This window comes from Dyella sp. PARNA 12/25 (assembly GCF_055702865.1).
The window spans coordinates 216,384-239,062 of record NZ_JBVQCI010000007.1 but is presented as its reverse complement, the minus strand read 5'-3'; the positions used below and the strand labels follow the sequence as shown (position 1 = coordinate 239,062).

At 63.2% G+C, this 22,679-nt stretch carries 15 protein-coding genes and 2 pseudogenes; 8 read left to right on the top strand and 9 right to left on the bottom strand.

Annotation, left to right across the window (positions count from 1 at the left end):
* Window positions 1-2 precede the first annotated feature (2 nt).
* The 3 genes from purL to xerD all read right to left on the bottom strand — a co-directional run bounded on the left by purL (window position 3) and on the right by xerD (window position 5,819).
* Window positions 3-3,863, bottom strand: coding sequence for a phosphoribosylformylglycinamidine synthase (purL, locus tag AC0GUR_RS15040; protein ID WP_472878301.1), 3,861 nt, complete (start codon window positions 3,861-3,863; stop codon window positions 3-5).
* A gap of 188 nt (window positions 3,864-4,051) precedes the next feature.
* A complete protein-coding gene (locus AC0GUR_RS15035; RefSeq protein ID WP_472878300.1) occupies window positions 4,052-4,798 on the bottom strand; it encodes a DsbC family protein in 747 nt (248 codons plus the stop codon).
* A gap of 109 nt (window positions 4,799-4,907) precedes the next feature.
* Window positions 4,908-5,819: a site-specific tyrosine recombinase XerD gene (gene xerD, locus AC0GUR_RS15030; protein ID WP_472878299.1), complete on the bottom strand. Its 912-nt coding sequence runs from the start codon at window positions 5,817-5,819 to the stop codon at window positions 4,908-4,910.
* 65 nt (window positions 5,820-5,884) lie between these two features.
* On the opposite strand from xerD, the gene AC0GUR_RS15025 reads away from it, so the two are divergent.
* The 7 genes from AC0GUR_RS15025 (at window position 5,885) to AC0GUR_RS14995 (ending at window position 14,566) form a co-directional block, all read left to right on the top strand.
* On the top strand, window positions 5,885-6,385 hold the full coding sequence (locus AC0GUR_RS15025; RefSeq protein WP_472878298.1) for an RDD family protein: 501 nt from the start codon (window positions 5,885-5,887) through the stop codon (window positions 6,383-6,385).
* A 183-nt stretch (window positions 6,386-6,568) separates the two neighbouring features.
* A complete protein-coding gene (locus tag AC0GUR_RS15020) occupies window positions 6,569-7,828 on the top strand; it encodes a polyhydroxyalkanoate depolymerase (RefSeq protein WP_472878318.1) in 1,260 nt (419 codons plus the stop codon).
* Between the two features lie 801 nt (window positions 7,829-8,629).
* Complete coding sequence (locus tag AC0GUR_RS15015; protein WP_472878297.1) at window positions 8,630-10,966, top strand: DUF3141 domain-containing protein; 2,337 nt, start codon at window positions 8,630-8,632, stop codon at window positions 10,964-10,966.
* A gap of 41 nt (window positions 10,967-11,007) precedes the next feature.
* Window positions 11,008-11,946: a phosphate acetyltransferase gene (locus AC0GUR_RS15010; RefSeq protein ID WP_472878296.1), complete on the top strand. Its 939-nt coding sequence runs from the start codon at window positions 11,008-11,010 to the stop codon at window positions 11,944-11,946.
* Between the two features lie 4 nt (window positions 11,947-11,950).
* On the top strand, window positions 11,951-13,135 hold the full coding sequence (locus tag AC0GUR_RS15005; RefSeq protein ID WP_472878295.1) for an acetate/propionate family kinase: 1,185 nt from the start codon (window positions 11,951-11,953) through the stop codon (window positions 13,133-13,135).
* 38 nt (window positions 13,136-13,173) lie between these two features.
* The gene (fabI, locus tag AC0GUR_RS15000) at window positions 13,174-13,956 is read left to right on the top strand and encodes an enoyl-ACP reductase FabI (protein ID WP_472878294.1); all 783 of its coding nucleotides are present in this window, start codon (window positions 13,174-13,176) and stop codon (window positions 13,954-13,956) included.
* Between the two features lie 166 nt (window positions 13,957-14,122).
* Window positions 14,123-14,566 carry a GNAT family N-acetyltransferase gene (locus tag AC0GUR_RS14995; RefSeq protein WP_472878293.1) on the top strand — a complete coding sequence of 148 codons (444 nt, stop codon included), beginning with the start codon at window positions 14,123-14,125 and terminating at the stop codon, window positions 14,564-14,566.
* Between the two features lie 24 nt (window positions 14,567-14,590).
* On the opposite strand, the gene ltaE is transcribed toward AC0GUR_RS14995, so the two are convergent.
* The 4 genes and pseudogenes from ltaE to AC0GUR_RS14975 all read right to left on the bottom strand — a co-directional run.
* The gene (gene ltaE, locus AC0GUR_RS14990; protein WP_472878292.1) at window positions 14,591-15,607 is read right to left on the bottom strand and encodes a low-specificity L-threonine aldolase; all 1,017 of its coding nucleotides are present in this window, start codon (window positions 15,605-15,607) and stop codon (window positions 14,591-14,593) included.
* A 198-nt stretch (window positions 15,608-15,805) separates the two neighbouring features.
* Entirely contained in the window at window positions 15,806-16,897 is a 1,092-nt protein-coding gene (locus tag AC0GUR_RS14985; RefSeq protein WP_472878317.1) for an autotransporter family protein, read from the bottom strand.
* A pseudogene (locus AC0GUR_RS14980) lies at window positions 16,849-17,571 on the bottom strand (hypothetical protein); the annotation flags it as partial. The pseudogene AC0GUR_RS14980 and the gene AC0GUR_RS14985, both read right to left, overlap by 49 nt.
* Before the next feature lie 122 nt (window positions 17,572-17,693).
* A pseudogene (locus AC0GUR_RS14975) lies at window positions 17,694-18,200 on the bottom strand (POTRA domain-containing protein); the annotation flags it as partial.
* 393 nt (window positions 18,201-18,593) lie between these two features.
* Between AC0GUR_RS14975 and AC0GUR_RS14970 the strand changes: the two are divergent.
* Window positions 18,594-20,357: a glucan ABC transporter ATP-binding protein/ permease gene (locus tag AC0GUR_RS14970; protein WP_472878291.1), complete on the top strand. Its 1,764-nt coding sequence runs from the start codon at window positions 18,594-18,596 to the stop codon at window positions 20,355-20,357.
* Between the two features lie 123 nt (window positions 20,358-20,480).
* On the opposite strand, the gene lptG is transcribed toward AC0GUR_RS14970, so the two are convergent.
* Together lptG and lptF are read right to left on the bottom strand one after the other, a co-directional pair.
* Complete coding sequence (gene lptG / locus AC0GUR_RS14965) at window positions 20,481-21,581, bottom strand: LPS export ABC transporter permease LptG (RefSeq protein WP_472878290.1); 1,101 nt, start codon at window positions 21,579-21,581, stop codon at window positions 20,481-20,483.
* On the bottom strand, window positions 21,581-22,678 hold the full coding sequence (gene lptF, locus AC0GUR_RS14960) for an LPS export ABC transporter permease LptF (protein WP_472878316.1): 1,098 nt from the start codon (window positions 22,676-22,678) through the stop codon (window positions 21,581-21,583). Before lptF ends, lptG begins: the two co-directional genes overlap by 1 nt.
* Window position 22,679: the final 1 nt, after the last annotated feature.

Genomic DNA, 22,679 nt, shown 5'->3' with positions numbered 1-22,679 from the left:
CATCAGCCGCACCATACGCGAGCGTTGCGGAACATGCGCATCCACGGCGAATCTTCGCCCCACTTCTCCGGATGCCAGCTCATCTGCACGCTGCGGAACACGCGCTCAGGATGCGGCATCAGGATCGTCACGCGACCATCGGCGGCGGTGAAGCCGGCCAGGCCGCCCGGCGAACCGTTCGGGTTCAGCGGGAAGTCTTCGGTGGGCTTGCCACGGTTATCTACGAAACGCACGGCTGCGTTCGCCTTGGACGGGCTGCAGCTGTACGGGAAGCTCACGCGGCCTTCGCCGTGCGCCAGCGCCACCGGAATACGCGAACCGGCCATGCCCTTGAAGAAGATGCTCGGCGAGTCGAGCACTTCCAGCGTGACCAGGCGCGCCTCGTACTGCTCGGAGGCGTTACGCAGGAACTTCGGCCAATGCTGCGCACCGGGGATGATGTCCTTGAGCTGGCTCATCATCTGGCAACCGTTGCAGACGCCTAAGGCAAAGCGCGTGTCGTCGGCAAAAAACGTGCTGAATTCCGCACGCAGGTATTCGTTGTAGAGGATCGACGAGGCCCAGCCACGACCCGCGCCCAGCACGTCGCCGTAGGAGAAGCCGCCACACGCCGCCAGACCGCGGAAATCCGCCAGCTTGATGCGGCCGCTGGCGAGGTCGGACATGTGCACGTCCACCGCCTCAAAGCCGGCACGCGTGAACGCCGCCGCCATCTCCACCTGGCCATTGACGCCCTGCTCGCGCAGCACCGCAATGCGCGGCTTGGCGCCCTTGGTGATGTACGGCGCGGCGATATCGTCAGACGGCTCGAAGGTGAGCTTGGGGCTGATGCCCGGATCGGCGTCGTCGAGGCGCCATTCGTTTTCGGCGTCTGCCGTCACCGGGTTGTCGCGCAGGCGCTGCATGGCGTAGCTGGTTTCGTTCCAGGCTTCGAACAGCGTGCGCCAGTTCCACTTGAACAGCGTTTCGCCGTTGTGGAACAGCTTGATGCCGAGCTTTTCCTTGGGACGGCCGATGCGATAGGCCATGCCGGTCAGCTCATGCTTGACCAGCAGTGCCTCGAACGCTTCGCGATTGGCCGAGGCCACCTGCAGCACCGCGCCCAGCTCTTCGTTGAACAGCGCGCGCAGCGTCGCTTCGGCCCATCCGTCGAGCTGGATTTCCAGGCCGCAACGGCCGGCAAACGCCATTTCCAGCAGCGTGACGATCACGCCACCGTCGGAACGGTCGTGATACGCCAGCAGCAGGCCGTTGGCATTGGCTTCCTGCACCAGGTCGAACAGCGACTTCAGGCGCTTGGCGTCGTCCAGATCCGGCGGCACGCCGCCGCCACGGTTGAACACCTGCATGAGTGCGGAGCCGCCGAGGCGGTCGCGGCAGGCGCCGAGGTCAAGCAGCCACAGTTCGGAATCACCGCGATCCAGGCGCAGCTGCGGCGTCAGCGTGCGGCGCACATCGGTGACGCGGGCGAAGCCGGTGATCACCAGCGACACCGGCGAGACGGTGCGCTGCACGGTGTCGCCATCCTTCCACACCGTCTGCATGGACAACGAGTCCTTGCCGACTGGGATGGAGATATCCAGCTCCGGGCAAAGCTCCATGCCCACGGCCTTCACCGCCTCGAACAACGCGGCGTCTTCGCCGGGATAGTTCACGGCGGCCATCCAGTTGGCCGACATACGCACTTCGCTCAGCGCGGCAATCGGCGCAGCGGCCAGATTGGTAATGGCTTCGCCCACGGCCAGACGTGCCGCGTCGGCACTGTTGAGCAGCGCGACGGGCGCGCGCTCGGCCATCGCCATCGCTTCGCCGGTATAGCCGTCGAAATCGGTGATGGTGACAGCGACGTCGGCCACCGGCACCTGCCACGGGCCCACCATCGGGTCACGCGCATTGAGGCCGCCCACGGTGCGGTCGCCAATGGTGATGAGGAAGCTCTTGCTGCCCACGGTGGGCAGGCGCAGCACGCGCATCAGGGCTTCATCCATGCTGATGCCGGCCAGATCCGGCACCAGATCCACGCGCGGCTTCAGGCGTGTGGCGTCGCGATGCATGCGCGGCGCCTTGCCGAACAGCACATCCATCGGCAGGTCGATCACGTTGGTGTCGGTGCGCGGATCGTGCACCACCAAACGGCGCTCGGCGGTGGCATCACCCACCACCGCATACGGGCAGCGTTCGCGTGCGCAATACGCTTCGAACTCGGCCAGATCTTCCACACCGATCGCGAGCACGTAGCGCTCCTGCGACTCGTTGCTCCAGATCTGCATGGGCGACAGTGAGGGGTCATCACACGGCACACGGGAGAGGTCGATGTGACCACCCACGCCCGCGTCGTTGAGCAATTCCGGAATCGCGTTGGACAAACCACCGGCGCCCACGTCGTGAACGCTGACGATGGGGTTCTTGTCGCCGCGCGACCAGCAGCGGTCGATCACTTCCTGGCAGCGGCGCTCCATTTCGGCGTTGTCGCGCTGCACGGAGGCGAAATCGAGTTCCTGGCTGGACGTGCCCGACGCCACCGAGGACGCCGCACCCCCACCCAGACCAATCAGCATGGCCGGACCGCCCAGCACGATCACCTTGTTGCCCGGCTGCACATCGCGCTTCTGCACGTCGCGTGCGCGGATGTTGGCCAGACCACCGGCAATCATGATCGGCTTATCGTAACCACGACGCACGCCGGCTTCGCCCGTTTCGTGTTCGTAGGTACGGAAATAACCGCCCAGCGCCGGACGGCCAAACTCGTTGTTGAATGCAGCGGCGCCCAGCGGGCCATCACGCATGATTTCAAACGCAGTGGCCATGTGCGGCGGCAGCGGACGCTCCACTTCCCACGGGCGCGGCTTGCCCGGGATGCGCAGGTCGGAGACCGAGAAGCCCGTCAGGCCAGCCTTGGGCTTGGCGCCACGGCCGGTAGCGCCCTCGTCGCGAATCTCGCCGCCGGCGCCGGTAGCGGCACCCGGCCATGGCGCGATGGCGGTGGGATGATTGTGCGTTTCCACCTTGATCGCGTACTCGACACGCTCGGGGTGGGCGCGCCACACGCCGTCTTCGTCGGCGAAGAAGCGGTTGCCCTCGTAGCCCTCGACCACAGCGGCGTTGTCCTTATAGGCGGACAACGTGTGCGCGGGAGAGTGCTGGTGGGTGTTCTTGATCATGGCGAACAGGCTCTTGTCCTGTGCCTCGCCATCCAGCGTCCAGCTGGCGTTGAACACCTTGTGGCGGCAATGCTCGGAGTTGGCCTGCGCGAACATGAAGAGTTCGGCATCCGACGGGTCGCGACCCAGTTCGGCATAGCGCGCAACGAGGTATTCGATTTCGTCGTCGGCCAGCGCCAGGCCCAGTTCCTTGTTGGCCTTGTCCAGCGCCGCCTTGGCGTCGCCTGCCAGTGCCACGTGCACCAGCGGACCCGGCTGGCCTCCGAGGAACAGATGCTTGGCCTGATGCAAATCGGTAAGCACCGATTGCGTCATGGCGTCATGCAGCACCGCTGTGACAGCCTCGTACTCGGCTGTGCCTAGCGCCGGCAGGCCGGCGACCTGCCAGGCAACGCCACGCTCCACGCGGCGCACATCGAAGCCGGCGCCATGAAGAATGTCGGTTGCCTTGCTCGACCAGGGCGAAATGGTGCCCAGACGCGGCACCACCCACAGCGAGGCCTGTTCTGGCTTGGCGTCCTTCGCCTCCAGCACCTCGACCAGGCGGCGGCGTTGCTCACCCTCCGGCACGACATCGGCGTCGATGAAATAAACGAACCACGAAGCTTGGACGCGCGTGCCACGGTGAATGGCTTCCAGGCGGGCGTTCAGGCGTTCGAGACGAAAAGGCGAGAGGGCGCTCTGCCCGTCGAGTGCGATCATCGGGGAACGGGGGCTATGCAGGAAACGCGCATTGTACCCCAAGGAGACGCAAGACTGCGGCGGCGCAGCAAGTTGCGTGTTCACCGGCCGCCGGCAGGGCTAGCGCCCCAAAATGGCCTCAACCCCTTGTTTGCGCTACGCAAAGGCAGCCACGGGAGCGCACCAGGGGCGCTCCCGCGAAAGAGCGGTCAGCCGCCGGCCTTGTTCAACAACTTCAGCATTTGCTCTGGCGTGACATAGCCACCGAGCAGGCTGCCGTCCGCGGCAATGATGGTCGGCGTACCGGTGACACCCAGCTTCACGCCCAGGTCAAACTGGTCCTTCACCGGGTTCGGGCAGTTGGCAGCCTTGGGGGTTTTGCCAAGCTTGGCGGCGGTGAAGGCCGCCTTGCGGTCGCTGGCGCACCACACCGACACCATCTCGTTATAGGTCGCGGTGGTGCGGCCGGCTTCGTTGGTCACGCCCTCGCGCGGCCACGCCACATACTCGATGGCGATGCCGGCCTTGTTGAAGTCGGCCATATGCTCATGCAACTTGCGGCAGTAACCGCAATTGACGTCGGTGAACACGGTGACGCGGTATTTCGGATTGGCCGGCGCGAACACGATGCGATCGCTCGCAGGCACCTTGGCCAGCTCGGTCTTGCGGAAATCCGCCCAACCGTTGTCGTTGATGTTCTTCTTCTTGGTCAGATCGATCAGGTCACCGTTGAGCATGTATTTGCCGTCGGCAGTCACATACACCAGCTGGCCAGAGGCGATTACCTGGTAGAAACCGGCCATCGGCGCCGGCCGGATCGAATCGACGCTCACACCGGGCGCCAGCGACGACACGGCCTTGCGAATGACGGCTTCCGAACTCGCCGTCGCGTCGTCAGCACAGGCACTGAACGTGAGCCCGCTCATGCATAGCGCGAGCAACCATTTCTTGAACATCGCAAACCTCGTGAACAACCGTTTCCGACAAGGGAAACGTTGGGGGGACGGCCATTCTCGCACAGCCCCGCGTTGGGCTATGCGCGCCAATGGTCACAGTAGCTGCCCATTATCCGCGCGGATGGTGCTGGGCATGGAGGCGCTTGAGCCCCTCCTTCGCTACCAGCGTATAAATCTGGGTCGTGCTCAGGGCGCTGTGGCCCAGCAGCATCTGCAGCGCGCGCAGATCCGCGCCATGGTTGAGCAGGTGGGTGGCAAAGGAATGGCGCAGCACGTGGGGCGAGATGCGCTTGGACACGATGCCCACGCTCAACGCGTGACGCTTCACCAACGTCCAGAACATCTGCCGCGTCATACCTTCGCCGCGATTCGAAAGAAACAGCGCCGCCGGCTGCCGCCCCTTGGCAAGCACGGGTCGCGCGGCGGTCAGATAAGCCTCGATGCGCTCCGCCGCCACTTCGCCAATGGGCACCAGCCGATCCTTGCCGCCCTTGCCGGTCACCCGCACCACGCCCTGACGCAGGTTGAGCGAGGCCAGCGGCAGCTCCACCAGTTCGGACACACGCAGGCCGGAGGCATACATCAGTTCCAGCATGGCGCGGTCACGCAGACCCAGCGTGGTACCGACATCCGGGGCGTCCAGCAGGCCCTCGATTTCCCGCTCGGCCAGCGCCTTGGGCAGGCTGCGCGGCGTCTTGGGGCGCTCGATCAACAAGGTAGGGTCGTCGAACCCCGGCTCGGTGCGCACGATGAAAGCGTAGTAACGACGAAACGCCGACTGCCGCCTTGCCAACGAACGCACCGCGACCGGCTGGTGCCCGTGATAGGCCGACAGATGCTGGCGCGATGCGCCGCGCAAGCTAAGGCCCTGTGCGCCCAGCCAGCGCGCAAGCCCCTCCAGGTCGTTGCGATAAGCCTCCAGCGTGCGGTCGGCCAGGCCATCCTCGGACCAAACGCGCTCGATGAAAGCGTCAATGCTGCGGCGGTCCGCTTCGGCGATACTTGGTTCTTCTTGCTGCATGGACGCGATGCTCGCCGCCGGCTCCGTTGCATGCAAGCACCCTCTTCATTCGCGGCCGATCGATGATGACCCTCACCGAACCCAACTCCCTTGCCTGCCCGCTTTGGCGCCGCTTGACCGCTGTGCTCTACGACCTGCTGGCTGTCGTGGCCATCGTGATGGTGGTGGGTTACGTGTGCCAGCGGGTGACCGGCGGCTCGCTGATCACCACCGACGGCCATGCCCACATCGCCTGGTGGTATCAGCCGCTGCAAGCGCTGGTGGTGTCGGCCTACTTCATCGTGTCCTGGCTACGTGGTGGACAGACACTGGGCATGCGCCCCTGGCGAATTCACGTAACCGCCAGCGACGGCGGCGCCCTTGCACCGATGCAGGCCATCGTGCGCCTGCCGGCTGCCGCTGCACCCATGCTTTTGCTGGGGTTGGCGCCCTGGCTGGGAACCCGTGGCGCCCTGTGGGCGGTCGCCATCGGATGGATCGTGTGGTTCGGCGTGGCCGCCCTCGACCCACGGCGGCGCGCTGTGCACGACCTGATCGCACGCACAGAAGTACGCAAGATCGGCTGAGCCTCGCTTCAGGGTCAATCATCCCAGCAAAAAGCTGTCCGACGGCAGGCGAAGACGTGGTGCCGCCGCCCGTTAAACGGTCGTAAGCGACTGATTCATCACGCATGAGACGATGCGGCAGCGCAACACAAAGCGGATAAACCGGGTAAGATGGAGACCACAGACGCTTCCGGTTTCACGCACATGCTCTATCAGATCCATGAGTGGCAGCGCGCCATCCTCGGCCCCCTGAGCCACTACGCCGAAGCCAGCGCAAAGATGCTCAGCGACACCACCAGTCCGCTGTCGCATATGCCGGGAGCGCAGCGGCTGGCCGCTGGGTACGAATTGCTGCATCGCCTGGGCAAGGAATACGAGAAGCCCGAATTCAACCTGCAGCAGGTGACCGCGCACGGCCAGGAAATCGCCGTGATCGAGCGCGTGGTGCTGGAAAAGCCGTTCTGCCAGCTCAAGCGCTTCAAGCGTTTCAGTGACGATCCGGACACCATCGAGAAGCTGAAGAACGACCCAGCGGTACTGGTGGTGGCACCGTTGTCTGGCCACCACGCCACGCTGCTGCGCGACACCGTGCGCACCCTGCTGCACGACCACAAGGTGTACATCACCGACTGGGTGGACGCGCGCATGGTGTCGACCAGCGAGGGTCCGTTCCATCTCGACGACTACGTGAAGTACGTCGAAGAATTCATCCGCTTCATCGGCGCGGAAAGCCTGCACGTGATTTCGGTGTGCCAACCCACCGTGCCGGTGCTGGCGGCGATCTCGCTGATGGCGGCGCGTGGCGAGCAGACGCCGCGCAGCATGACCATGATGGGCGGCCCGATTGAACCGCGCAGCAACCCCACCGGCGTCAACAGCCTCGCAACCACGCGCCCGCTGAGCTGGTTCAAGGGCAACGTTATCCATACTGTGCCGCCGAGCTATCCAGGCAGCGGTCGCGAGGTGTATCCCGGCTTCCTGCAGCACGCCGGCTTCATTGCGATGAACCCGGGCCGCCACCTCAACTCGCACTGGGACTTTTACGAGGACCTGCTGCGCGGCGACCAGGACGATGCCGAAGCGCACCGCAAGTTCTACGACGAGTACAACGCAGTGCTCGACATGCCTGCCGAGTACTACCTCGACACCATCACCACCGTGTTCCAGCAGTTCCTGCTGCCGCGCGGCCTCTGGGATGTGGCCGGCGAGCGCGTGAAGCCCGAGGCCATCACCACCACGGCCCTGCTCACTATCGAAGGCGAGCTGGACGACATCTCCGGCATTGGCCAGACCGAAGCGGCGCACGACCTGTGCAGCGGCATTCCGGCCAAGCGTCGTGCGCACCGTGTAGTGGAGGGTGCGGGACATTACGGCATCTTCAGTGGGCGTCGCTGGCGCGAGAAGGTTTATCCGGAGGTGCGGGATTTCATTCGCAAGTTTGATAAGCCGGTGAAGAACGGGTAAGCAAGCTGCCTTGCCATCCTCGCGAAAGCGGGACTTACGCGCAGAACGCGTACCACCCCTCACCGTCACCCCGGCGAAAGCCGGGGTCCAGTGACTTTGCTCTTGACTCTGAATGTGACGCTGCCGCCAGCGTGCCGGCTACGCGGCGGGCGTTTCGATCGCCTGCCGGCGCTAGAGTCACTTTTCTTTTGCTGGCCCACGCACGCGCAGGAGCGCGTGCGAACGGCGAAGCCGGCCCGAAGGGCGAAGGGCAGGATGCCCGGAGTCAAAGAAAAGTAACCCAAAGAAAACGGCCTCAAGAGCGGGGCTGCCGTAGCGTCGTGATTAATACCAGCATTGACGGCTGCGAAGACCGGATCGTCACGATCGCACGACAGGCGGTACGGCTACACCGCAATGCGCCACAGCGAAGAGGGCTTAGAGCGGTTGCTAGCCTCGTTACTAGTTAAGGGAGCATGCGATGCACTCCACTTCTCCCTCGCCCCTTTGGGGAGAGGGCTGGGGTGAGGGGTCAATCTTGCCCCGCCGTTTCAATGGCGAAAGGCCTTCGTCATGTCGCCACCGGCTGCTTCTGCGCCTCTATGACACCAAAGATGACAATTCTCTTTCCTCATCTTTAGACAACACGCACTCCACGCACACGCGCCTGTCATCCATTTTGTCGGACAGTGGACAGACCGTTGAGCCCGGTCGGTATCGACACACCTGATACGCAAAAGCCCACGGTCAATCCACGGAAAGAGCGCGACGATCCCGTCGCCCTCCTCCGGACACTCCAGTTGATTCGTGGGGTACCACGTCATGGATTTAGGAATCCAACTCGCGCACAGCCAAGAGGTCGGCGCCAAGGTTGCGCGTCTTTGGAGCAAGCGCACCCAGCACGCGCTGGAGCAATACCGCGATAAGGTCGGCGACGCGCTGGCTCCCCAATGGCGGGATGATGGCCTGCTCAAGTCATGGGCCGCACTCGCCAATCCGCTGGAAGGCTGGCGTTATGCGGTAGATGCCGCACAGCGGTCGGTCCTGTACTGGGACACCTTGCGCGAACGCGGCACGAATTTCGTCGATGCGGCTACCCATGGGCTCAAGCCCGTACTGCACTTCGACTACGAGACGGTGCTGGACGCGCGGCACTTCGAGCGCCCGGTCAACTACGCATTGCTGCGCATCGTGCCGCCGGACGGCGTGGTCATCGACGATCGCAAGCGTCCGTACATGATCATTGATCCGCGTGCCGGCCACGGGCCAGGCATCGGTGGTTTCAAGGACGATTCCCAGGTGGGCGTCGCCTTGCGCGCGGGGCATCCGGTGTATTTTGTGGTGTTCTACCGCGATCCCGAGCCGGACCAGACGATGCTGGACGTCTGCGAAGCGGAACGACGCTTTGTCGCCAAAGTGCGCGACCTGCATCCGGACAGCGACAAGCCCGCGATCATCGGCAATTGCCAGGGCGGTTGGGCGGCGATGATGCTGGCGAGTTCGGATCCGGACATGACCGGGCCTATCGTCATCAACGGCTCCCCTATGTCCTATTGGAGCGGCGCGTGGAGCGAGGGCGAGGGTGACAACCCCATGCGCTACGCCGGCGGCTTGTTAGGCGGCACCTGGCTGGCCTCGTACACGGCCGATCTTGGCCGCGGCAAATTCGACGGCGCGTGGCTGGTACAGAATTTCGAGAACCTCAATCTCGCCAACACGTTTTGGGACAAGTACTACCACCTCTACGAGAACATCGACACCGAGCCCGAGCGCTTCCTCGATTTCGAGAAATGGTGGGGCGGCTACTACCTGATGAATCGCGAAGAGATCGAGTGGATCACGCGCAACCTCTTCGTAGGCAACAAGCTGTGGTCCGGTGAAGTGACCAACGGCGACGGCAAGCCGTTCGATCTGCGCGACATCCGCTCCCCGATCGTTCTGTTCGCCTCGATGGGTGACAACATCACGCCACCCCAGCAGGCGTTCAACTGGGTGGCTGACCTTTACGAGAGCACGGAAGAAATCAAGGCGCGCGGTCAGGTCATCGTCGGCCTGATGCACGAAAGCGTGGGCCACCTTGGCATTTTCGTGTCAGGCAAAGTGGCCAAGAAGGAACACGCGCAAATCGTCAATGTATTGGAGGCCATCGAGAGCTTCCCGCCCGGCCTGTACGGCATGCGCATCGTGCCGACGAAGAACGGTGAACAAGGCACTGGCTATGACGTCACCTTTACCGAGCTGCAGTTGGAGGACATTGCTGCACGACTGAACAAGTTTGGCCGCGTGGATGAAAAGCCCTTCGAGGCCGTTGCCGAAGTGTCGGAGTTCAATCAGCTTGCCTACCAGCTATTTGCCCAGCCATTCGTGGAGTCCTTGTCGAGCGAAGCGGGCGCGCAAGTGTTGCGTGCACTGCATCCACTACGCGTGCAGCGATGGGCATGGTCCGACATGAATCCGTGGTCGAGGTGGCTGCCTCCGGCGGCGAAGTCGGCCAAGGACCATCGCCGACCGACCGACGATAGCAACCCCTGGAGTGCATTCGAAAAGACTGCCGCCTCGATGCTCAGCGCTTCGCTCGACTGCTGCACGGCGTTGCGCGACGCAGCTACCGAGGCGCTGTTCTTCGGGGTCTACGCGAACATGTTCACGATGCATCTGGCCGATCGACATCATGCGCGCGAAGAAGCCGCGCACGCGGTGGTCGATCCGCGCGAGCTGCCTTACGTACAGCAGGCACTGGCCGCGATCGAGCAAGGCGGATACGCCGAGGCCGTGGCGCGCGTGGCCTACCTGTTGGAACGCAAGGGCGAGCCATTGCTGTTGAGCAAGCTGGCCCAGCGCGAGCAGCTGACCAAGGATTACGCCGACTACCTCCCGCCACTGTCCGACGAGGAGTGGCGCCGGATTCGTGGCGAGCAGGACATCATCGTGCGCTACGAACCGGAGCGAGCCGTGGCGACGCTGCCGCGTCTGCTTGCGACCCCCGCCGATCGCAAGCGGCTGCTGAACTTCATCGATGCGCTGACGGCCGATGAGCGCGTGAAGAGCGAGCTCCACACGGAGCAGCAGCGATCGACGATGGCACGTATTCGCGGCGTACTCGGCGAGCCGTCGCGACTGCCGAAGAAGGGCCACGGAGAAACGCCGACTCACGCCTGACAAGTTCACCGATCGCTAGCGACAGCCCTCAGGAGGCGTCGATGGAACAGAAACATGCCAAGTATCAGCGCCTGATCGAACTCTGCAAGACGTTGCCGCCACTACCCGTGGCTGTCGCCCATCCTTGCGATAAGAGTTCGCTAGAAGGCGCCGTGGAGGCTGCCAAAGCCGGGCTTATCGCGCCCGTACTGGTCGGACCTCGAGCGCGCATCGAGGCGGTGGCCGCCGAAAACGGTATCGACATTGCCTCGTATCCAATCGTCGACGCGCCATACAGCCAGGCTTCTGCAGCTGCCGCGGTAGCCTGCGTGAAGGAAGGACAAGCAGAGGCGCTCATGAAGGGCAGTCTCCACACCGATGAACTGATGGCCGCGGTGGTCAAACGCGAAACCGGGTTGCGCACCGCCCGGCGCATCAGCCATTGCTTTGTGATGGACGTGCCGGACCACGAGACCGCGCTGATCATCACCGACGCGGCCATCAACATCGCACCCACGCTTGAGGAAAAAGTCGACATCCTGCAGAACGCCATCGATCTGGGCCACGCGTTGAAGCTGCCCGAAGTGCGCGTGGCGATTTTGTCGGCGATGGAGACCGTCAATCCGAAAATCCCCTCGACAGTCGAGGCCGCGGCCCTGTGCAAGATGGTCGACCGTCGCCAGGTGACGGGTGCGCTGGTCGATGGACCGCTCGCGCTCGATAACGCCATCGATCCCGAGGCAGCGCGCATCAAGCAAATCCAGTCGCCCGTGGCCGGGCGCGCCAACGTGCTCATGGTGCCCGACCTCGAAGCAGGCAACATGTTGGCCAAGAGCCTGTCCTTTCTGGCCGGTGCCGATGCGGCGGGCGTCGTGCTGGGTGCACGCGTGCCGATTATCCTGACCAGCCGCGCCGACTCGGTGGAGACGCGCCTCGCCTCGTGTGCGGTGGCGTCGATGGTGGCATTGGCGCGGCGCGAAAGCGCGAAGATCCTGGGGTGAACGCATGATCGACGTCATCCTTGTATTGAACGCAGGCTCATCGAGCATAAAGTTTCGTGTGTTCGAGGTCAGCGGCGGGCTTCGTCTTGTGATGCGCGGCCAGGTGGACGGTTTGTACACGCAAGCACGTTTTCGCGTGTACGGCTCACAGGGCCAAGCCCTTCCCTCGGATCTGGGCGCTGCGCCTGCTTCGGGGGAGCCTCTGGGACACGAAGGTGGCATCGCCGCTATCGGCGACTTCCTGCGCGGCTATGGCGAAGGCTATCAAGTGGTGGCTGCTGGGCACCGGGTGGTGCACGGCGGCGATCGGTTCACCACATCCGCATTGGCCACCCCCGAGGTGGTCGATGAGTTGGACACGCTGTCGCCTCTCGCACCCTTGCATCAGCCACACAACCTGAAGACCATCCGCATCATCCGCAAGCGACGCCCGGAACTGCCCCAGGTGGCGTGCTTCGACACGGCGTTTCATCGCAGCCAGCCGGCCGTGGCCCAGGCATACGCGTTGCCCGCATCCATCACCGAGCAAGGCGTGCGGCGTTATGGATTCCATGGACTGTCGTATGAGTACATCGCCAGCGTGTTGGCCGACTACTCACCCGCCGCCGCGAACGGGCGCACGGTTGTCGCGCACTTGGGCAACGGCGCAAGCATGTGCGCCATGGTGGGCTGCAAAAGCGTGGCCAGCACCATGGGGTTCACGGCCGTCGAGGGGCTGCCGATGGGCACGCGCTGCGGCAGTATCGATCCCGGTGTCATCCTGTACCTCATCAGCCAGCTTGGCATGGCGCCGAGCGCCGTCGAGGATTTGATCTATCGCCAATCCGGACTGCTTGGCGTGTCCGGCATATCGAGTGATATGCGGGAATTGCTGGCGAGCGCTGATCCGCGTGCCCGTGCCGCCGTCGATCTGTTCGTCTACCGCATTGCCAGGGAACTCGGTTCGCTGGCAGCCGCCATGGGCGGCCTGGATGCGTTGGTGTTCACCGCGGGCATTGGCGAAAACGCGCCACCGATTCGCAAGCGCGTCGCGGACATGGTGGCATGGTGTGGCATCGAACTGGACGACCAGGCCAACGGCAAAGGCGCCCCCTGCATCACCACCCAGCAAAGCCGGGTGGGTGTCTGGGTCATACCTACCGACGAAGAACTGATGATTGCGCGCCACACGATGGCCTTGGTGGGATAGGTGTGGGCAAGGCGCCGACGGCTTGAAGGAGCCACGACATGTCCAGCGAAGCATCGCAACCGATACTGAAGGGAGCCAAGGCGCTGGTCACAGGCATCGCCAACGAGCACTCGATTGCCTACGGATGCGCGAAAGCCTTCCACGAGCTGGGCGCCGACCTGGCCATCACTTATTTGAACGACAAGGCGCGGCGTTACGTCGAGCCGATTGCGACGGCATTAAGCGCGCCACTGCTGCTACCGCTCGATGTGGCGCAACCCAGCGAACTTGAAGCCGTGTTCGAGCGCATCGCCGCGGAGTGGGGAAAGCTGGACATCGTCGTGCACTCCATCGCCTGGGCACCCAAGAGCGAACTCGAAGGCGGCCTGCTGCAAAGTTCGAGCGAAGGTTTCGCTGCGGCGATGGACATTTCCTGCCACTCCTTCGTGCGCATGGCAAGGTTGGCAGCGCCGCTCATGAAGGACGGCGGCACGCTGTTGACCATGAGCTACTACGGCGCCAACAAGGTGGTGACCAATTACAGCGTGATGGGGCCAGTAAAGGCAGCTCTCGAATCCTGCGCGCGCTACCTCGCCTACGAACTGGGCCCCAAAGGCATCCGCGTGCATGCAGTCTCCCCGGGTCCACTCAAGACCCGTGCAGCAAGCGGGCTCAAGGATTTCGACCGGCTATTGAGCGAGGCATCGCAGCGCGCTCCCCTGGGTGAGCTGGTGGACATCATGGACGTCGGCTTCACCTGCGCCTTCCTGGCCACGCCCTACGCGCGCCGCCTGTCTGGCGAGACGTTGTATATCGACGGCGGCGTCAACATCATGGCCTGAGCATGTGCCGGGCACCGAAGTCACTCAACAGCGAATATCGACCGGTGGTCTGTCGAGGTTGAATATGGAAAGCCTTGATCCGACTGGAAGGATCAGCCCAAGAATCCTGACCTTGCGCGATGGCCGAACGGTCACCGTGCGATCGATACGTCCCGAAGATGAGAACATGCTAGATGACGCGTTCGACCGGCTCGGCAAGGAAGCCCGGTATTCCCGCTTCTTCGCGACCGTGCGCGACGTACCGGAAAACATTCTGCATCCCGCCGCGCCAAGCTCTCAAGGTCATGTCGTGGCACTCGTAGCGCTAAGCAGCGAAGGTTCCACCCAGCGGATGACGGGTGGTGCCCGCTACGTCACCGACGCCGTAGGCGAGACCTGCGAATTTGCGGTGACGGTTGCCGACGACTGGCAAGGCCTTGGACTTGCCCGGCAGCTGATGGAGACCCTGATTGGCATAGCGCGCGCACGGCACATTCGGAGAATGAACGGCACGGTGCTATCCACCAACGCGAGCATGCGCAGGCTGGCCAAACGGCTCGCCTTCAAAGACGCCGCTTACCCAGGCGACTACACGCTTCGCGCCATCAGCCTGGATCTGCGCGGCCCATAACGAGCCATTACCGAGCGCGGCGCCTCAGCGGGTAAAGAACTCACGGAACGCTGCCACGGTCCTCGCGATACCCTCATCGCTCACATCCAGGTGCGTTACCAACCGCAGCGTGGGAAGGTAACCGATGCTTATGCGGATATCGGCACTGCGCAAATGGACGTCCAATTCGCGCAGACGATCCGCCGGGACATCAATGAATACCATGTTGGTGTGCTGGCCAAGCAACTTCACACCGGGAACATCGGCAAGGCCCGCGGCCAACGTCACCGCCCGCGCGTGGTCGTCCGCCAAGCGATCCACGTGATGATCCAGCGCGTACTGCGCCGCGGCGGCGAGCATGCCGGCCTGTCGCCAGCCACCGCCCGCCACCTTCTTCCATCGACGCGCCTTTTCGATCAGCACGGCCGAACCAACCAGCACGGAGCCCACCGGGGCACCCAACCCCTTGGACAGGCACACGGACACACTGTCGAAGTGCTTGGCAATCTCACGCGCATGCACGCCACTGGCAACGGCCGCGTTGAACAGGCGGGCGCCGTCCAAATGCAAGGCAAGCCCACGCTCACGTGCGAAATCATGCGCGGCCTTCAGGTAGCTCATCGGCAGCACGCGGCCGTGCCAGGTGTTTTCCAATGCCAGCAAGCGCGTGCGGGCAAAGTGCGGATCAATCGGTTTGATCGCCGCTGCCAGCTTATCCAACGGCAGGCTGCCATCTACGTCATGCGGAATCGGCTGCGGCTGAATGGAACCGAGCACGGCAGCACCACCACCCTCAAACTTGTACGTGTGCGCATCTGCACCCACCAGATACTCATCGCCACGCTCGCAATGCGACATCAGCGCAATAAGGTTCGACTGCGTCCCCGTAGGCACGAACACCGCCGCCTCAAAGCCGAGATCGGCCGCAAGACGCTGCTGCAGTGCATTGACGGTGGGGTCCTCACCGTAGACGTCATCACCCACTGCGGCATCCATCATCGCGGCGCGCATGGCCGGGGTGGGACGGGTCACGGTGTCGCTACGCAGATCGATCAGTTCCACGGTGGTCGCTCGCTGGAAAAATAGGCTCCCAGCTTGATCGCTCCCTCGCACCGTAGCAAGCACCCAAAGGCCTGCCCTCAACTTGCGAAAAAAAGGGCCACGTCTTGCGACACGGCCCTTGCGCTGCGCCAATTTAGCGCGATGAAGTAGAAACCCAAACGGCGTGCAACCTTCCCCAGACTGCACGCCGTCGCTGACTTAGAACTGCCAGCGCATTCCCAGGTTGGCTGCCCAGCCCTGCTCGCCTGAACTACCCGAATTGGTCTGGTAATCAGCGCTACCGTACACCGACAGCGTGCGCGTCAGAGCGCCAGTGACGCCCGCACCCAACTGCCAGACCTGCCCCAGGCTGCCCGACGTGAAGCTATCGTTGGCACCCCACCTATAGCTGATCACATTAACTGTGCTGCGAGCACCCGCATTCCAGAGGTAATTCACACGCGCCCATGGCGTCCAGCGTTGGCCACCGCCGGTGGCAAACGTGCGACTCAGGTTAGCGCCAACACGCCCCGTCCATGCACCCGCGGTGCGCGTGCTTACATTCAGATCGTCGGCATCCGTAAAGCTGTTGTTGCTCAGCGACTGATAGATCACCTGGGCCTGTGGCTCCAGGCGAATCTCATTACCGAACACAAACGGGTAACCGCTTTCAAGTGAGTACGCCCAGCCATGCGTTTTGAGGCTAGCCATGTCGCTGCCGCGATAGGCGGTATCCACATGGGTGTTGTAGTAATTACGTGCGACCACGCCATCAACGTATAAGCCGCTGCTGTGCACATAAGTACCTGTAGCGGCGACGCTGCTACCGCTCATGCGCATGGTGCTAGTCCCATCAATGGCCTTGGGAGAGATCGTCGACTTGCCGCTGCTGGCATACATACCCAAGCGGAACGTGGAGGCATCATGCTCTGTCCTCAGCCAGGTACCACCAATCTGTACGCCGCGGTCGTTTTGCTTAAAGCCGTAGCCGTTTTGGGCAGCACTGCGATTGCTAGCATACTGATAGTTGCCGCCAAACACGCGCGCATAGAACTCGTCACTGTTACCCGGACTACCCTTTTCGTCCCCATGAAGCTCGCCGAGGCGATCATGCAGCGTACCGATACTGCGCATGCCATAGGAAAGCATGGCGGTGGAAGCGCTGATATAGGACGGCACTTGTGGCACGAGATACCCAGGCAACGGGGTAGGCGACGGGTCTGGCGTGGGTGTCGGATCAGGGGTCGGGGTTGGGGTCGGCGTTACACGTTGTTCTGCCTCGGGTCGTAGCCCTGCTGCGTCGAAGGTGATGACGTCGCGCCTGGCATCGAAGGCGACTTCCAGTTGTACTGCCAGTTGCCATAATCGGAGTTGAAGTTGGATCCGTAGTTCTTCTGAATATCGGCATCCCCCATGTGTTGCGCAACAAAGGTCGCCGCCCCGTAGTCCAACCTGGGGAGAGTTTCGGCTGCCACCATATCGGTCCCGTTCAATCCACCAAAGAGTCCAGGGTTGGCGTAGGTGGTGCCGCCCGCATTGTTGAGTGCGGCGATGTCAAGTGTGAGGTCGCGCTGGGCGACCAGCGTGCCGCTGGCGCTGTTATCCATGGTCGCCGCATGCAGCGTGACATCACCGCCGCGATTGCCGAGGGTGCCACCGCGGTTGTCGATGCCGTTGGTGGCGGTGATGGCGAGGGCCGCATCGGGTGTGCTCGCGTCACCAGCCAACACCTGACCACCGATGTTGCGCATGGTGCCCGCCTGGATCGAGGCGGCGCCGGTGGCGTCGAGCTGGCCGGCACTGTTGTCAAACGTGCCGCCGGCGTTGAGCGCGAGCGCGCCGCCGGTTTGAATGACGCCGCCGTTCTGGTTGAGGAGGTCGCCATCACCGTTGAGGGTGAGGTCGTGGTGCGCGACGGTGGTGCCGCCGCTGTTGTCGATGCTGCCGGCATGCACGGCGGCGCTGCCTTCGGCACCGATCGTGCCGCCGCCGGTGTTGCCTAGGGCTTGCGTGACGGTAACGGTGAGGCTGCCGGCATCACCGCGCTGGGTGAGTTGGCCGCCGGTGTTGTCGAGCGTGGTGCCTGTGACGGCGACGGTGCCTTGCGACCCGGCACCACGGTGAGTGTGAGCACGCTCGCATGCAGGTCCTGGTTCTTGGCCAGCACGCGCGTGGTGACGAAGCCGCGCGCCACGATGGCGTTCTGGATGCGTTTCATCACCACGTTGATGCCGCCGGTGCCGAGGCAACGACCAGTGGCCGGATCATGTGCGGGGTCGGCCGCTCTCAACGCCCAACGGAAGGCGTCGGCATCGTCTCCGTCCAGAACGATGCGCTGGATGGGAAAGCACGGGGTTTCGTCCGCGGGGAGCCGATCGGGCGCGACAGTCGTCGGCTGCTTCAGGCGCACATCAGGTGTGGTTTCCAGTTGTTCGCGCAGGGCGCGCTCACGCTCTTGTTGGCGCAGCAACTCTTGCGTTGCCGTATCGACCGACTGTCCGAACGCCGACTCGAAATAAGCCGTCGCTGCGAATGCGATCAGCGTGCCAGATAGTAGCCAACGCGGTCGCCATCGTAAGGGCGCCACGTCGACTGGGCCGCCATGGACTTCCATATCCCAGTCATCCTTCGTCGAAGAAAAGTGCCTGGCGCCGCCTGCCGCCTTCGGGGGACAGGTCGGGACGACCCCAGCACAGAAATTTGCGACGACACACTAACGATCTGCGTACCCCACTAACCATGGGAATAGTCTGAGAATTGGTGGGGCAACCGCGATGGATGTCACCTACGAGGACTGGCGCGCCGTTGCGCGTCAGCCGTGGCTGCATATGTGTAGGCCGTGAACGACATCACGTAGGAATTGCCCGGTACGTTGATCTTCCACCCCGGGTACCTGCGCTGGGGCACACCCAATGCTTTCTCACGCGGACGATGGCCTGCCGTTTGAGATAGCCTTTGGCATCACGGAACCTGCACGATGCGGGTGCGAGTCAAGCGGAGCCACGGCATGTCGTTTCTGCGCCTGTACCTGCGCGTCATCGGTCTGCTCGCACCCGAGCGCAAACTGGCGATCACGCTTGCGCTGGCCAACCTGGCCCTGGCCGGCGTGTTCTTCCTCGAGCCCGTGCTGTTCGGCAAGGTGGTGGATGCCTTGGGTGCAAACAGCGGCAGCGGCGCACCACGCCTGATCGCCCTTTGGGCCGGCGTCGGTTTTGCCGGCGTGCTCGCCAACGTATGGGTATCGCTGCATGCCGACCGGTTGGCCCATCGCAGGCGACTCGCCGCGATCGCGTTGTTCTTTGAACATGCCGCCGCCATGCCGCAGTCGTTCCACGGCGAATATCACACGGGCCGGCTGTCGCGCATCATGAATGTCGGTGTCAGCAACTTGTTCAATCTGTGGTTGAGCTTCTTTCGCGAACACCTTGCGACGTTGCTGTCGATTCTCGTGATGGTGCCGGTGGCGCTGTGGCTGAATTGGAAGCTCGCGCTATTAATGATCGCCTTACTGGTGTGCTTTTCCGTGTTCAATGCCATTGCGGTGCAACGCACGCACAAGGCGCAAGGCGAAGTGGAAGAACTGCACCACGAAATTGCTACGCGAGCAGGTGACGTGTTCGGCAACGTGACCGTTGTGCAAAGCTTTACGCGACTGGCGGCGGAGTCACGCGCCCTGCACGACTTGATGAAAAGGACACTCAACGCGCAATACCCGGTGTTACGCGGCTGGGCCATTCTGTCTGTACTTAATCGCGCGGCCAGCACACTCACCATCGTGGCGATCTTCGCGGTCGGCGCAACACTGCACGCGCGTGGTGAGATTAGCGTGGGCGGCATTGTCAGTTTCGTCGGCTTCTCAATGCTGCTGATTGGTCGACTGGAACAGTTCGCCACCTTCCTGTCGAACCTGTTCTTCCAATCGCAATCGTTGCGGGACTTTTTCGCCGTACTGGATCGCCGCTCGGAGATCGAAGATCGTCCCAACGCCATAACGCTGCCGCGGGTACGCGGCGAAGTCGTGTTCGACCGCGTCAGCTTCGGCTATGACCCGGTGCAGCCTGCCCTGCACAACCTGAGTTTTCGCGCAGCATCCGGCAGCACCATTGCACTGGTTGGCCCCACCGGCGCCGGCAAAAGCACCGCCCTCAGCCTGCTGTATCGCGCCTACGACCCCAGCGAGGGCCGCGTCACCGTCGACGGCCATGATGTCCGCGACGTGACACTGGAATCACTGCGCCAGAACATCGGTGTGGTGTTTCAGGATGCGGGCATGTTCTACCGATCCATTCTCGACAACCTGCGCGTAGGCAACCCCGAAGCCGACCCGCAAGCCATCGAAGAAGCGGTCGCCGCCGCGGAAGCCGCTGCCTTCATCGCTCGAAAACCCGAAGGTCTTGAGACGCTTGTTGCAGAGCGTGGTCGCTCGCTATCCGGTGGTGAACGGCAGCGCCTGGCGATTGCGCGCGCCATGCTCAAAGACGCGCCTATCCTGATCCTGGACGAAGCCACCAGCGCCCTCGACAACGCAACGGAGGCACGCATACAGCGCGCGCTCGATCGTTTGACCGTGGGCCGTACGACCTTCGTTATCGCGCATCGTTTGTCGACCGTGCGCCATGCTGACCTGATTCTGGTGCTCGATCAGGGGCGTCTGGTGGAACAGGGACGCTTCGATGAGTTGATTCGCCAGGGCGGGCTGTTTGCGCGACTGGCGGAGGATGGGCAGTTCGTGGCGGATGCGGAGCCAACGGACACAGCTGAGGGAGACTGACGCTCGAGGCGCCGCCAAAAATGTAGGAGCACACTTGTGCGCGACAACCCGGCGTAGCGGGGTCTGCATGACGCGGCGGTCGCGCACAAGTGCGCTCCTACAAACAGAGGCAGTGCTTTGCTGCTATCCGTGCTTGCGGAAATACAACCACGCAATCAACGCCAGAATCATCGCCGGCAGGATATTGGCCAGGAACGGCGGCACGCCATAAACCGTACCGAAGTTCACCATCGCCTTCTGCAGGAAGTACCAGCCGATGGCCAGCAACATGCCGATGAACATGCGCTTGCCCAGACCACCCGAACGCAACGTGCCGAACGAGAACGGCATGGCGCACAACACCAGTACCAGCACATTCAGCGGATACAGCGCACGGGTCCAGAACGCGCTGGCAAATACCGTGGTGCTCTGTCCGTTGCGCTCGTTGTATTGAATGTTGCGCCAAAGTGCGCGCATCGGCAGGTATTGAACCTGGATCACCGATTGCGCCAGCACCTGCGCATTGAGGTTGGTTTCCCACTGCTGGCTGGCAGCCTGTGTGCGGCGCACGCCATGCTCGTCGAGCACGGTGCTCTGCACGTTCTTCATCACCCAGTGATTGCCATCGTGCAGCGCGGAAACGGCCCAGTCGAAACGGTCCAGCTGACCATCCGGCGTCATGTGGAACACGCGCACGTCGTTCAGTTCGACCTTGTCGATCGCGCCCTCATGCCGTGCCATCCAGCTCTTGACGTTGATGATGTTGTTGCCGTCGCGCTCCCACAGGCCGGAGTTGCCGACCATGCCTGCGTTGTTCGACTTCAGGCGCAGCTGCATCGCCTGAGCCTGCTGGTCACCCCACGGTGCCGCCGTCTCGCCAAGAATCACCACCGCCACCACCATGATGGCCACCACGCCCACCGCCGATACGGCGATGCGCAGTTTGGAAAGGCCGCAGGCGCGCAGCGCGGTCAGCTCGTTGGTGGAGGCCAGGCCGCCGAGGCCCAGCAAGCCGCCGATCAGCGCCGCATTGCCGAACATTTCGTACAGGCGACGCGGGAATGTCACCAGCACGTAGACCACGGCGTTGGTGATGGTGAAGCCGTTCTTGCCGACGTTGCCGAGCTGACGCAGGAACTGGAAGACGGCGTCGAGACCGGTGATCACCAGCCACACCATCAGCATCGACCCGAGAACGGTGATGCCGACCAGCCAGTCGACGCGGCGTATGCGCAAGGCGGCCATCAGGCACCCGCCCTTCGCGGTTTGCGTTCGGCGTACTGGTTACGGAACATCCATACGGCAATACCGAACACGACGAAGGTCACCATCCACATCGGCGCCGAATGGTGCCAGTGGCCTTTGATGATCTGGCCGCGGCACAACGCCAGCAGCAAGTAGTAGAAGTAGAAGCTGAGCACCGCCAGCAACAAGCGGCCAAAGCGCGGTTCACGCGGGCTCTGGCGCGACATGGGCAAGGCCAGCGCAAGCAGCACCAGCGTCATCGCCGGCGCAATGGTGCGCCATGCGAACTCGGCGCGTGTATCGGGGTTGTCCGTGCGCAGCAGCTGCAAGGTGGAGAGCGAGTGCGCGGGATCTTCCGCATCCTGGTCGGACTGGATGTTGTCCAGCGAGGCGTCGTTGCGTTCGTACTGCATCTTGCGCCAGTTATCCGCGCCCAGCGGGATGTCGTACTGCCAGCCGTCCTTCAACGCCAGGAAGCGGCCATTACCGTCGGTTTCCTGATAGAGCTGGCCGCGCTTGCCGGTCACCAGCTTGATGTGCGTGACGTTGTCTTTTCCGGCGCGCTCGGTGGCGATGAAAGTGCTGCCCAGGGTGCTGCCGTCGCGGCTCAGCTCATCCACCAGAATGATGCCGCCCTTACCAGGCAGCGAAGTGAAACGTCCAGCATCCAGGCCGGCGGCGATCACCGAACGATTCGCTTCGGCCACCAGTTGATCGGAGGTCCGCGCCGCCCATGGCCCCAGCCATAGCGACACCGTGCCCACCAGAACCGCCACGCCGATCGAGAGAATCGCCACCGGGCGCAGCAGGCCCGAAGCGCCCATGCCGGACGAGGCCAGTACGTGCATTTCGCTTTCGCGATACATGCGGCCCAGGCCGTTGAGCACACCCAGAAAGGCCGACAGCGGCAACAGCGTGGTAAGGCCATCGAGCATGTTCAGGCCCAGCACCTGGAACATCACACTGGCCGGGAAGCTGCCGTTGGCCACCTGCTGCAGCACGTGCGCAAACGAGGTGCCGGCCATGATGGCCAGCAGCACGATGGCGGTGGCGGCTACGGTCTGTGCCAGCTCACGCAGGAAATAACGATCGAGGATG

What these genes read in the sequence shown, in the direction of transcription:
- AC0GUR_RS15015 (WP_472878297.1), top strand. Translation starts at nt 8,630, where the DNA reads ATGGATTTAGGAATCCAACTCGCGCACAGCCAAGAGGTCGGCGCCAAG.
- xerD (WP_472878299.1), bottom strand. Translation starts at nt 5,819, where the DNA reads ATGCAGCAAGAAGAACCAAGTATCGCCGAAGCGGACCGCCGCAGCATT.
- AC0GUR_RS15035 (WP_472878300.1), bottom strand. Translation starts at nt 4,798, where the DNA reads ATGTTCAAGAAATGGTTGCTCGCGCTATGCATGAGCGGGCTCACGTTC.
- AC0GUR_RS15020 (WP_472878318.1), top strand. Translation starts at nt 6,569, where the DNA reads ATGCTCTATCAGATCCATGAGTGGCAGCGCGCCATCCTCGGCCCCCTG.
- lptG (WP_472878290.1), bottom strand. Translation starts at nt 21,581, where the DNA reads ATGGCCGCCTTGCGCATACGCCGCGTCGACTGGCTGGTCGGCATCACC.
- AC0GUR_RS14970 (WP_472878291.1), top strand. Translation starts at nt 18,594, where the DNA reads ATGTCGTTTCTGCGCCTGTACCTGCGCGTCATCGGTCTGCTCGCACCC.
- AC0GUR_RS15025 (WP_472878298.1), top strand. Translation starts at nt 5,885, where the DNA reads ATGACCCTCACCGAACCCAACTCCCTTGCCTGCCCGCTTTGGCGCCGC.
- fabI (WP_472878294.1), top strand. Translation starts at nt 13,174, where the DNA reads ATGTCCAGCGAAGCATCGCAACCGATACTGAAGGGAGCCAAGGCGCTG.
- AC0GUR_RS14995 (WP_472878293.1), top strand. Translation starts at nt 14,123, where the DNA reads ATGCTAGATGACGCGTTCGACCGGCTCGGCAAGGAAGCCCGGTATTCC.
- AC0GUR_RS15010 (WP_472878296.1), top strand. Translation starts at nt 11,008, where the DNA reads ATGGAACAGAAACATGCCAAGTATCAGCGCCTGATCGAACTCTGCAAG.
- AC0GUR_RS15005 (WP_472878295.1), top strand. Translation starts at nt 11,951, where the DNA reads ATGATCGACGTCATCCTTGTATTGAACGCAGGCTCATCGAGCATAAAG.
- purL (WP_472878301.1), bottom strand. Translation starts at nt 3,863, where the DNA reads ATGATCGCACTCGACGGGCAGAGCGCCCTCTCGCCTTTTCGTCTCGAA.